This is a genomic window from Verrucomicrobiales bacterium (genome assembly GCA_016793885.1).
GTDB lineage: Bacteria > Verrucomicrobiota > Verrucomicrobiia > Limisphaerales > UBA11320 > UBA11320.
Genome location: JAEUHE010000229.1, coordinates 17189 through 28924 on the forward strand (window position 1 = coordinate 17189; position 11736 = coordinate 28924).

Annotated in this window: 7 protein-coding genes; 5 read left to right on the forward strand and 2 right to left on the reverse strand. The window is 60.3% G+C overall.

Translation table 11 applies throughout. The features are described 5' to 3' along the window. Window positions 1-186: 186 nt before the first annotated feature. On the forward strand, window positions 187-1275 hold the full coding sequence (locus JNN07_24965) for an alanine--glyoxylate aminotransferase family protein (GenBank protein ID MBL9171007.1): 1089 nt from the start codon (window positions 187-189) through the stop codon (window positions 1273-1275). Window positions 1276-1306: 31 nt separating this feature from the next. Here JNN07_24965 and JNN07_24970 read toward each other — a convergent pair whose 3' ends face one another. Continuing rightward, window positions 1307-5164, reverse strand: coding sequence for a LamG domain-containing protein (locus JNN07_24970; protein ID MBL9171008.1), 3858 nt, complete (start codon window positions 5162-5164; stop codon window positions 1307-1309). Between the two features lie 350 nt (window positions 5165-5514). Between JNN07_24970 and JNN07_24975 the strand changes: the two genes are divergently transcribed. Genes JNN07_24975 through JNN07_24990 form a run of 4 tightly spaced genes read left to right on the forward strand, consistent with a single transcriptional unit; the run spans window position 5515 to window position 9966 of the window. Beyond that, window positions 5515-6729 (forward strand): PQQ-binding-like beta-propeller repeat protein, encoded by a 1215-nt coding sequence (locus JNN07_24975; protein MBL9171009.1) that lies wholly within the window; start codon window positions 5515-5517, stop codon window positions 6727-6729. 32 nt (window positions 6730-6761) lie between these two features. Beyond that, the gene (locus JNN07_24980) at window positions 6762-8096 is read left to right on the forward strand and encodes a Gfo/Idh/MocA family oxidoreductase (GenBank protein ID MBL9171010.1); all 1335 of its coding nucleotides are present in this window, start codon (window positions 6762-6764) and stop codon (window positions 8094-8096) included. 47 nt (window positions 8097-8143) lie between these two features. Continuing rightward, on the forward strand, window positions 8144-9211 hold the full coding sequence (locus JNN07_24985; protein ID MBL9171011.1) for a DUF1080 domain-containing protein: 1068 nt from the start codon (window positions 8144-8146) through the stop codon (window positions 9209-9211). Continuing rightward, entirely contained in the window at window positions 9211-9966 is a 756-nt protein-coding gene (locus JNN07_24990; GenBank protein ID MBL9171012.1) for a hypothetical protein, read from the forward strand. Before JNN07_24985 ends, JNN07_24990 begins: the two co-directional genes overlap by 1 nt. Before the next feature lie 96 nt (window positions 9967-10062). On the opposite strand, the gene JNN07_24995 is transcribed toward JNN07_24990, so the two are convergent. Further along, window positions 10063-11481, reverse strand: coding sequence for a YihY family inner membrane protein (locus JNN07_24995; protein MBL9171013.1), 1419 nt, complete (start codon window positions 11479-11481; stop codon window positions 10063-10065). Window positions 11482-11736: the final 255 nt, after the last annotated feature.

Below are 11736 nucleotides of genomic sequence, written 5' to 3' on the forward strand. Positions count from 1 at the left end.
TGCCTCCGGATTACCATTCCGCACATACACACATACGGATGAAAAGAAGTCATGGAACTCCATGCGCCGGATCCGTGAAACGGAGAGGCCTGGCTGGACATTCCCTAATCCGTTACATCAACCCGTCGACTGCCTCAAAACTCCGCTTGCTTGGCGCGGGCTGCTCTGGGAGATTCTGCCCCCTATATGAAACATGTGAAGCTGCATATCCCGGGTCCGGTTGAGGTAAGCGAGAAGACGTTCCGTGCGTTTTGTTCGCCGATGATCGGACATCGCGGTCAGGGATTTAAGGATCTCTATGCCCGGATGCAGCCGCAGCTCCAGACTCTGCTGGGCACCGGACAGCTGGTTTATCTCTCCACCTCGTCGGCCTGGGGGGTGATGGAAGGCGCGCTGCGGAATTTGGTGACCAAGAAGGTTCTGAATTGCATGTGCGGCGCATTCTCCGACAAGTGGCTGGATGTGTCGAAGCGCTGCGGCAAGGAGGCGGAGGGCCTGCAGGTTCCGTGGGGTTCCCCGATCCGCGGAGCGGATGTGGAGGCGAAGCTCGCCACGGGGCAGTTCGATGCGCTGACCTTGATTCACAACGAGACCTCCACCGGCACCATGAGTCCGCTGGCGGAGATCGCCGCACTCAAGAAGAAGTTCCCCGATGTGATGTTCATCGTGGATGCCGTCAGCTCGATGACCGCCGTTCCGCTGAACTTTGACGAGTTGGGAATCGACGTCCTGCTCGCCGGAACCCAGAAGGCGTTCGCACTTCCTCCCGGACTTACGGTCTTCACGGCCTCCAAGGCCGCGCTGGCCAAGGCGGCCACTGTGAAGGATCGTGGCTACTACTTCGACTTTGTAGAGTTCCAGAAAAACGCCGCTGAGAGCATGACCCCCAGCACTCCGAGCATCAGTCATGTGTACGCTCTGGCGTCGAAGCTGGAGGATATCTTCGCCGAAGGTCTGGAAGCGCGCTATGCGCGTCATGCGAAGCTCGCTCAGATGACCCGTGATTGGGCGGCGCGGAACGGTTTCAATCTGTTCCCGGAGCCCGGTTTCGAATCCCAGACGCTCACCTGTGTCAACAACGGCGCCAAGCCCGGCGGACGTGCGGTCGATGTCGCCAAGTTGCAGAAACTCGTCAAAGACCAGGGGATCCTGATCGATGGCGGATATGGCAAGATCAAGGGCACCACGTTCCGACTCTCCAACATGGGAGATGAGACCGAGGCGACGATGAACTCGCTCTACTCCATCCTCGACGGAGCCATCAAGCAGCTTTGATCGGGGTGGTCTGTCGGTGCGCTGCGGCCGGCTACTCCGTCCCGAGCTTTCGTAGGCGGAAGAACCGGTTTCCATCCGGTGCAGGGACAGTCACAATCTGACGTCCCCCAAGCAGCGTTGGTGAAGCCACCACAGGACTCCAGGCGTCGCCTGTTTTCAAGGAATCTACTGTTTCCAGATACCAAGCTTCCGCTCTCAGCGGCCACGAGAGATTGAGTTTCCCTCCCTTGAACTCGCTGAGCAGCGCGGGGAGTTCCAGGCCGCCATCGTTCCCCGTCCCAACATGGGTACGAATGTCAAAAAGCCCGTCTCCGTTTAGATCCAGCTGGCTTTCCAAGGTTTGCCGGTCAGGCCCGACAACCCGTAGCCGCTGGGTGGCTCCCGATGGGATTCGAGGCGACGCAAACAGGTTGGTGCGGTACATCGGCAGGGCGTCCAGGCCAGACACTTCCAGCTGGGGCGACAAGCTTCGGCCCGTCTCGTTGACTAGCTCGACGCTGTCGATATCGGGCAGGGCGCGGAACTGCGCCGCTCCCCCACCGGGGAGCTGCAAGCCTCTCCAGCTGAACAGAGCCGTGTAATTCGTGCCGTCTTTGGCGAGCGCTATCCGCGGCAGAATGTTGCCGGAGGCGCGTTGGGGTTTGTAACGAAACCCGTGGACCTTGCCGTTCAGAAGGGTCGCATCAAAGCTATCCTCATCGCCGGCGGTCTTTTCGTCTCCAAAGAGCTGGAACATGTTTCCGGCATTTACGAGGTTAACCGCGAATTTGGATCCCTTGATCTGGAGCTTCGAGGTGAACCCGCCGGGCATGGGCTTGAAGATCAGGTTCGCGGGAGATCGGCCGAAAGGCAGGGTGTTGTCATCGCGATGGCTGAAAATGGGCATGGTAACGCCGTTCGTAATGGTTTCGATGAGGCTGCCGTCGTCCTGCCACCCGACCTGGTTGCCATCGGGTTGTGTGACCAGAGGCAGGGCGGATCCGCTGACCATCATTTGAATCAAATCGAAGAGGCCCCGAGCTCCCAGGCGGTCAACGGCGGTGCCTAGCGTATCAACGCTGATCAGATCGCGTCCTTGTCGCTCCCAGAACTCCGCGATGTCGTGAAGCACCACCAAGCGACCTCTCCAGGGGCGCGCGAATCCATCATAGCTGAAGTTGTCGGAGTCGATATCGATTTGGATCACCCGCACCTCTCCGGGATGATTGGGATCGTACACTTCGACTTCGCGTAGATTTGGAAACGCTCCGACGGGCCTCACTGCCAACGGCACCAGGGCATGACCTGAAGCGGTAGGTGAGTAACGGATGCACATCAGCCAGCCTTTGGGCCGCCGTTCCAACTTGGCCACCTGCTCGCGCATCACGGTGCGGATCGGATCAAAGCGGAGCTGGGCGAGTGACTCCATGATGAACTGCGAGGAGAGCTGGGCTCCATGGTTAGCGCGAATCTGGCCCCAAAGATTGATGGGGAGCGGAGCGCAGGCTCTTTCAAAATCGACATTGAATCGTGCGGGCTTGAGCGGACTCACCGGGAACCCCGCGGCATAGTGTACGCCGGGCAGAAGCGATCCTGCATTGAGGCGTCCGCGCGCCAGCTGATCACTGGTGGTGCACAAGCCCACGCATTCACCCCCATCGTTCAGAGCGAGTAAGTAAATGGGGAACCACGCCCAGAATCCGACCATCTTGAAGGGGTCGCAGACGAGGCCCGGGAAGGCGGCCCGATAGTCGTCGATGTCATGACCGTCGCCGACGTTTTCGAATGCGAAGGTGTGGAGTTGGTGATAGGGGGCGGGCGTCGGGGTGGCTCGTCCAGCGTAGTGCCAGCGGCGACCCATTCCCGTTCGAGTCCAATTGTCGCGAACCCAGATGTCCGCCGAGTTGCCGCGAAGCTGGGTCGAAGGCTCTAGGTTCAAAGTACGTCCGTCGGATCCGATCGATGCGATGATCAGTGGAACGTAACCTTGTCCGGCTGGCGGCTCGGCCATCTCTCCGGTCGGCACAATGGTGGAGTTTCCTGGATTCGCCCACACCGACATTCGGTTGTGAAGGTTGGTGCCCTCCAGCACGGGCCCGGTGCCCGCGATCACGAGGGGAGGAGGTCCGTCTCGGAGGACATAGCGCACTTGGTATCCAATGGAGGCAGATTCATCGAAGTCGCTTGGGCCGGGAGGACGTCCTACCAGGAATCGGGTCAGGCGTAGGTGGCATTCGGAGGTGTCGCAGGCCGGAAAATCCACTTCGGTCTGGCCTAGGACCGTGGCGGGGACGCCAGCGGTGGTGTTTGCGTGAACCGCGTTGCGGTATTCCCATTCTGTCTGGCGCTCGATCTGAAAGCGAAGCATCGCGCCCCGGGGGACTCTGAATTGAAAGCTGGAGATCCCGAGGCTGCTTGTCTGGAGCTGGAGAAGCTCCCGAGAGTCCCGTCGATCCGACACCGAGACCGTGAGGGGAATCAGACGATCCAAGGTGGATTGCGCTCGAAAGTTTTCGGCCTCCAAGGAGATCGTTACGAACGAGGAGGGGGTGTTGACCTGGGAACCAATGCGGGCTCTTGCCCAAGTCCGAGGTGCGGTTGGACTGGCATCCAGCGGGCTTCGCCAGTCGACCGGAGGGATGACTGCAGGCAGCTTGCTGGGCTGGAGAAACTGGAGCATGAACCCAAACTGATTCGATTCTCCCAGGGCGCGGCTGTTCCAGGGGATTGCAAACTCGGCGCAGGCGGGCGCGAACTCCCCTTGGCAGAAAGCACCGCTCGGACGGAAGTATTCAGACGTAGCGAGCGGGGAAGGAGCCAATGTTCCGAGCAGGGTGGTCTCAAAAACGGTGGCGGTTGGTGGATCTGCAAAGTGGGAATAGTTCAGTAAGAAATCCCGATAGCCCAGCGACCCGCCGCCGGAGTTATTGGCGTCGGTCCAGAGGCGGATGGAGCCACCTGCCATCGCATCGGCGCTTCCGGCCTCCCCCGGGCTGGCGATGCCTACCCACAAGGCGGTGATTCGGCTCTGGGTCGGATTGAGGCTGGCTACCAAATAGGCCCGGGTGTCGATCTCGCCCGTGGGTGTCAGCTCGCGGTAAACCACCTGTTCGGCCCCAGCGTATTCGGTCGCCTCGCCTACCTCCCCGTCCAAGGTGGGGGAAAAGGTCGTGGTCGGGATGATCAAATCTCTCGGGACAATTCCCCAGGTCTGCGGCGTTACGCCGATGGAGACGCTCGGGATTTCTCCGCTTACCGTCTCAACAGGTCCCTCGCCCGAGAATCGAAATCGCAGGTCAGGGTCGCTCGTCACTTCACTAAAGCGATTGGATTGAATTTGGCTCAGGGTGCGAGCGCCCGCCCAGACCCGGACTTCATCCAAGCCTCCCAGGAAGGGATAGGTGGCCCCGAGCCCGAGCACATTGCCTTGGTCGCGTCCGACGTAGATAGGCAGGGCGTGGTTTCCGCCGGTATTGCTCAGCGACTTGACCCCGGCGGGCACACCATCAATGAAGAAGGAGACCGTGCGGTCCGCGCCCTGACTTCGATAGGAGGCAGCAACATGGGTCCAGCGCTTTTCAGGAATTCCTCGGTCCGCGTCCGCCGCTGCCCCGCCACTCCGATAGAACCGCAGTTTCCCACTGCAGAGTCCTAGCCAGAAGGAGCGCGTGAAGTCCTGTCCCACGATGGTTTCGCAGCGCGTGTCATCCTCGCGGTAGACCCACGCCTCGGCAGTCATCTCAACCGGGATCGAGTTGTTGGTGGGGTAGCAGAGCCCAGCGGTGGAAGTTCCGGTGATCCGCGAGCTTCGCTGTGGGGGGAGCTGGGCCTGGGCTGGAGTTGCTAGCCAAAGGCTTATCAGGAGGGTCGTTCGGACAGCCCAATTACGGTATCCAGGAGACAGTTTCATACGACAGCGCGGTGTGGAACTCGGCTTTTTAACCTTACGAGCGAACCCGTCCAGGATCGTCACTTTAACACGGAACCCTAATCGGTCAAGGCGTAGGGTGGGGGGGCGTGGAGGGGCGTGATCGGATCCGGGTCAGGCTGCTGTTGATCCCATGTAAGACAAGGCGATCGTGTTTTAGGCGGAACTCCCTACTTGGCATGGAGCTCCACTCCGAAGGAATCATACCCATACCACGGCAGCGTGGGGAGAAGTGGGTGAAATCCAAGACCTCCCCCCCTTGCCATACCTCCTGGTCTCGGGTTGAATAGCTGAGGCACGGCTACGTCTGTGATCCGATATAACCCAACATTATGCGCGCTTTATCTCTCACCTTGGGCCTGTTCTTGCCCCTCTTGACTTCGGCTGCCGATTGGCCCCAGTGGCGTGGGCCCCAGCGCACTGGGGTTACGGCCGAGAAGGATTGGACCAGCAAATGGCCGGATGAGGGACCCAAGGTGGCCTGGAAGGCAACCGTGGGGTTGGGATACTCCTCGTTCGTGGTTGCTGGTGGTCGGGCGGTCACCTTGGGGCATGCGAAGGGCCAGGATACGGTGTTTTGCTTCGACGTCGCGTCCGGCCGGGTGCTGTGGAAGCATTCCTATGCGGCGGAGCTGGGCGACAAGTATTTCGATGGAGGCACCACTGGAACCCCCACCATCGCCGGTGATCGTGTGTATGCTCTGAGCCGCTGGGGGGATTTGTTCTGCTTCCAGCTGGCCGATGGAAAGGTGGTGTGGTCGAAGAACGTGCAGAAGGAGACCGATATTCCTTCTCCTGATTGGGGTTTTGGCGGGGCGCCCCTGGTATGGGGGGACGCCTTGTTCTTGAATGTGGGGGAGTTCGGGATGGCCCTGGATGCGGCCACGGGTGCCTTCCGCTGGAGATCGCCCGCCGAAAGCGCAGGTTACTCGACACCTCTACCTTTCCAGCTTGGGACCGAGACTGCATTGCTGTTCAGCTCTGGACAGTCCTATTCGGCAGTGGATCCGCGCAGTGGCAAACGCCTGTGGAGTCTTCGCTGGGTAACGCAGTATGGCGTCAATGCCGCTGATCCCATCGTTCAGGGCGATCGGATTTACGTGTCATCGGGATACGGCAAGGGATCCGGCTCCTTTAAGCTGCCTGTGGGCGCCGCTGAGCCTGAGCAGGTTTGGAAGTCCAAAGCCCTGCGGACTCAGATGAACGCGGCGGTCCTTTATCAGGGACATCTTTACGGAGTGGATGGGGACACGACGGAGAAGGCGTCGCTGAAATGCCTGGAATGGAATACAGGAGCGGAGCGATGGTCTTCTCCGGGCTTTGGTTCCGGGGGCGTGATTGTCGCTGACGGCAAGCTCCTCGCTTTGGGCGGTACCGGCGAGCTGGTTGTGGCTCCCGCGAGTCCTGAAGGCTTTAAGCCCATCTCACGTGCGCAGGTTCTCGGCGGCAAGACTTGGACGGCTCCCGTGCTCGCCAATGGTTATGTCCTTTGTCGCAACTCCCGGGGCGAGGTGGTGTGCCTTGACCTGCGTCTGAAAAGAGATTGAGTGAGGTTCCGTACATCCCATCGAGGCTCATCATGAAAACCGTTGCCAAGTCTCCCCGGCGGATCTTTCTCAGGAACTCGGCGCTGGCGGGCTCGTTCCTCGCTGCGGCGCCTTTCATTCGGGCAGCCGACACGGCTAGGCGTTACCGAACGGCCCTCATCGGCTGCGGGTGGTGGGGCAAAAACATTCTCCGCGAGGCCATCGCCAGTGGTCGGGTCAAGGTGGTGGGGTTGTGCGACGTCGACTCCGCGGCGCGCGAGGTGGCGGCGGAGCAGGTAACCGATCTCAATGGTGACCAGGCCAAGACCTACAACGACTACCGAGAGCTGTTGGAGAAGGAGAAGCCTGAGATCGTCATCATTGCCACGCCCGATCATTGGCACGCGTTGCAAACCATTGCCGCGCTTTCCGCGGGGGCGCATGTCTTTGTCGAGAAACCCACCGGCCATACTGTCAACGAGAGCCGCGCCATGGTGCGCGCGGCTCAGGGCAGCGGGCGCGTCGTGCAAGTGGGCCTGCATCGCCGAATTGGGCCGCATCATGTGAGCGGCATGAAGTTCCTGAAGTCGGGCGCGGTGGGCGACGTGGGCATGGTTCGCATCTTTGCCCATGGGGGCGGCGGACCCGAGCGTCCGACGCCCAATCGGGCTGCGCCGCAGGGCCTGGACTGGGAGATGTGGTGCGGACCTGCGCCGCTCCGTCCCTTCAACCAAAAGCTGCATCCCGGAGGCTGGCGCAACTTCCTCGACTACGCCAATGGCCAGCTCGGGGATTGGGGGGTGCATTGGCTGGATCAGGTCTTGTGGTGGAGCGAAGAAAAGTATCCCAGGCGGGTGTTCTCATCGGGGGGACGGCCGGTGGCGGGACGGGCGGTTCTCAACGAGCGGGAGCAAACCTCAGACACGCCCGATCATCAGGTGGCGGTCTACGATTTCGAGTCCTTCACCTGCGTGTGGGAGCATCGGAGATTCGCCGATAACCATGCGGAAAAGCACCGGATTGGAGCGTATTACTACGGCACGAAGGGAACGCTCCATGTGGGCTGGCGTGATGGGTGGACCTTTTATCCATCGGATTCCAAGCAGCCGCCGGTGCATCAGGACTCCGAACTTCAGGAGCCCGACGGTCACAACCTGAAGCTGCTCTGGTCCGACTTCTTGGGCGCGATCGAGCAGGGGAGTCAGGCGGTGGCTCGGATAGAGGTGGCTCACCGCGCCTCGGTGCTTCCCTTGTTGGGGATGATTTCCTGGCGCACCGGTCGCAGCCTCGAATGGGATGGCGGTAAGGAGCAGATTGTGGGGGATCCCGAAGCCAGCAAGTTGCTGAGCCGGCCCTACCGCGGTTCCTGGGTGTACCCCGTTTCCTGACGGATATCCGTCTTTTCAAATGAGCTCAGGCTGCTAGGTTCACTGCGATGTCAGTCTATAAACGTTCAATCTGGGTTGCGATGGGCTGGTTGGCCGGGGCCATGGTGCTGTCGTCGGCCGAGCGTACCATCGATTTCACCGGCATTCCCATCAATGAGCCGCCTGCCGGGTTCCGGGCGGTGTTGGGAGGTTCGGGGGCCGCAGGGGATTGGCGGGTGATCGAGGCGGAGGTGCCCTCCGCTCTGCCGAGTTTAACCGGGCAATCCTCGCGGAAGGCGAATCGCCGGGCGCTGGCCCAGCTTTCCCGCGATCCGGTCGACGAACGTTTTCCGATGCTTCTCTACGACGGCGAGATCTATGGCGACTTCACCGCCACGGTCCAGATCAAGATGCTGGAAGGAGAGAAGGAGCAGATGGCGGGGCTCGCCTTTCGCGTGCAGGACGAAAAGAACTACTATTATGTCCGAGCCAGTGCCCTGGGTGGGAGCCTCTATTTTTTCAAAGTCGTGGGCGGTGTTCGCAGTGCGCCGATTGGGAGCCGAATCGAGATTCCGCGCGGGGTGTGGCATGAACTGAAGATCGAATGTCGTGGCAACAAGATCCGGGTCGGCTTCAACGGGAAGGAAGCGATTCCAGAGCTGACGGACAAGTCCTTCACGCGGGGTAAGATTGGGTTTTGGACCAAATCGGATTCGCTGAGTCACTTTGCCAATCTGCATCTGAACTACACCCCGCTCGAGATCCTTGCTCAGGCGCTCCTGCGCGATGCCATGGCCAAGTACACCCGTGTGGAAAAGATGAAGATCTTTTCCACCGGCACGAATGATCCAACCATCAAGGTCGTGGCTGCCTCAAACCCGGAGGACCTGGGAGCATTGGGAGGCAAGGTGGAGCAGGACGTTCTGGAGCGGAGCAAGGTATACCACTCCAAGATCGATCGAACTGTGACGATGACGATGCCCATGCATGACGCCAATGGGGACACGGTGGCGGCTGTGATGCTGGTGATGAAGAGCTTTCCCGGTGAGACTGAGAAAACGGCCGTCACCCGGGCGATCCCCATCATCAAGCTGATGGAGGATCGGGTCCGCTCGCATACGGATTTGTTGAACTGATGTCCAAGCTGATTACTCATCGGGAAGGCCACTACCAGTTTCTGACGGGGATCGACCCTTATTCCTGCGGTGTTGTTGCCACCCCCGGTCAGGAGATCGTCCACGTAACGCTTCGGCGGCGTCTACCGTGGCGGGAAGGTTTTGAGCGGGTGGATCGGTTCTTGGCGGACCAGAAACTCCCGCGCACTGCGCTTTGCGCCATGGAGCTGCGCTCTCCTGCTCCATTTACCATGGCGGGATTCATCGACTTCAACCGAGGCTATTGCGCGGTGCTGGACGCCTGGGGGTTGAAGGTGGACCAGCTGAATCCACTGGCTCGAACGAATGTGGCTCCGGTTTACGACCTCCCGGAAACTCCGTCGCTCCATGGATTCTCTTTCGTTCGTCCTCAAGCTGGTTTGAGCCAGCGGACCTTTGTGGTCGCGGGAGCGGGGGAACTGCGCGAAGGCACGCTGGATGCGCGTGGGATCATTCGCTGCGGCGAGGTTTCGGCGGAGGCCATGCACGAAAAAGCCCGGTATGTATTGGAGGTCATGGATGAGCGGTTGCATGGTTTGGGAGCCGAATGGGATCAAATAACTGCGGTCAACATCTACACGGTCCATCCTCTGGACACCCAGCTCCGAGCGTTGCTCGTTCAAAAGCTGGGGCTCGCGCTCCAGCGCGGAATTGTGTGGCACTGGACGCGTCCTCCGGTGCAGGACATCGAATTTGAGATGGACCTGCGCGGCGTGGTGACGGAGTGGGTGATTTAGCCCAGGCCGTCGGACTTGTCCTCACCCCGACTCCGAGTCGGGGCTGTGGGCCCCGATTGTTCAGAGTTTTCTCTTCGGAAACGTCGCGACAGGCTGCTAGTCCGGAAGTTTAGCCATCTGTTCGAGAGTCATCCTCCCGGCTACCTGGAGTTCGGCGCCGCGAACTTTGAGCAGCTCTTCTCGAAGCAGTTTTGCACTTGCGAGCGTCTCAGCCTCTTTGAGGGGATCCTCGCCGGTTCCGATTCGGAGCGCCTGAAGGATATCGAAACACGTGATGTCATTGAGTGGGCGGGCTGGGACATAGCCGGTCTGCTCCTGATTGACCTGGGCGAGCATGCGTCCTTCCACCAGCTGCTCCACGATTTGGGTGGCCAGCCGAGTTGGGACACCGAGATCTTCGGCCATCTGCGCCGTAGGTGGGGAGATGCCGCCTTTTTGGAAGGCTCGCGCGGCGAGGATCATGAGGCGCAGCGCGACAAATTCGCGTCCGGCGGGATTGAAATCCTGGAGCTGCTTTTCCTGGTAGTACACTCGGCGGTTTTGAAACACATACGCGACCTGCGCGCCAAAGAGGAGAATCATCCAGCTGAGGTAAAGGCCGATCATGACCAACGGAACCAATCCGAGGCTCCCATACACGTAACTGTTGCTCACGACACGCGAGGCGTAGAAGACACTGAGCAGATTGTTGAGCTGCCAGAGAGTGCCGCCCACGAGGCCTCCGACGAGCGACGCTTGCCAGTCGATGCGCGTGTGCGGCATCACCTGATAGAAGGCCGTGAAAGCGCCCGTGAGGATCAAAAAGGGAAGGAACCGAAAGCAAAAGGTGACAACATCTCCCATGCCTAAGGGCAGATTGGCCAGAACATCCTTGGTGGTTTGGAGATAGGGGCTGCCGGTGAGCGCGATGGCAGCGACCAGCAAGATCGGACCCAGCGTGAGGGCTGCCCAGTAGTGAACGATCCGAGACATCCACGAGCGGCCTTGGGTGACTCCCCAGATGTCATTGAATGTATTTTCGATGCGCACGAGCATGCCGATTCCGACGGCCAGGAGCGCCACCACGCCGGTGGCACCCAGCGCCCCGCTCCGGGTGTTGCGCACAAACTCCTGAATCTTGACCGCAATCTCCTTGCTGGCGGCGGCGATCTTGGGGTCGGTCGCCAATTGTCCAAAGGCGGTTTTGGTTTCGGGAGTGATGGTTGAGATGAACTGTTGGATGAAGGCCGAGATTCGTTCCTCGCCTTCCTGCTTCATGAGGCCGCTGGTCACGCTGATCACCACCGCGAAGACGGGAACTAGCGCGAGGAGATTGGAGTAGGCCAGTGCGGAGGCGCGGACGGGGCATCGATTGGCGATGAAACCCTCGACCACGACCGTCCAGAACAGCACAAAACGATGTCGCAGTGACGTGGAGGCTTGGCTCAAGGGATCCGCGTTGGCCTGCTCAAGGACGGCGGCGGATGCTTGGTTGCCGTTGGCACCAGCGGGATCTGTTCTGCGATCGTCGGCCATTGACAGCAGCTTAGTCAGCGCGGATTAAAGAGCAAGGTCTAGGAGACCGGCATCCGAAACGCGAGCGGGGGGACGAGGGTCAAGAGCTTCTCACTTTGGACCGCGGTGGCACGACCTGAGTATTACCCACAAGTTCTTCGACCAGATGTTAGAATCCCACAGGGATTCCGCCTCAAAGCCCAGGGTTGGCGCGAAGCGGGAGCGCCTACCCTGGGTTAGTCGTTGTTTTCTCACAACCCCAACGCGGGTTGCGAC

Bases quoted from the DNA above. Each gene is read 5' to 3' on its own strand.
- JNN07_24970 (MBL9171008.1), bottom strand. From the start codon at position 5,164: ATGAAACTGTCTCCTGGATACCGTAATTGGGCTGTCCGAACGACCCTC.
- JNN07_24995 (MBL9171013.1), bottom strand. From the start codon at position 11,481: ATGGCCGACGATCGCAGAACAGATCCCGCTGGTGCCAACGGCAACCAA.
- JNN07_24990 (MBL9171012.1), top strand. From the start codon at position 9,211: ATGTCCAAGCTGATTACTCATCGGGAAGGCCACTACCAGTTTCTGACG.
- JNN07_24965 (MBL9171007.1), top strand. From the start codon at position 187: ATGAAACATGTGAAGCTGCATATCCCGGGTCCGGTTGAGGTAAGCGAG.
- JNN07_24975 (MBL9171009.1), top strand. From the start codon at position 5,515: ATGCGCGCTTTATCTCTCACCTTGGGCCTGTTCTTGCCCCTCTTGACT.
- JNN07_24985 (MBL9171011.1), top strand. From the start codon at position 8,144: ATGTCAGTCTATAAACGTTCAATCTGGGTTGCGATGGGCTGGTTGGCC.
- JNN07_24980 (MBL9171010.1), top strand. From the start codon at position 6,762: ATGAAAACCGTTGCCAAGTCTCCCCGGCGGATCTTTCTCAGGAACTCG.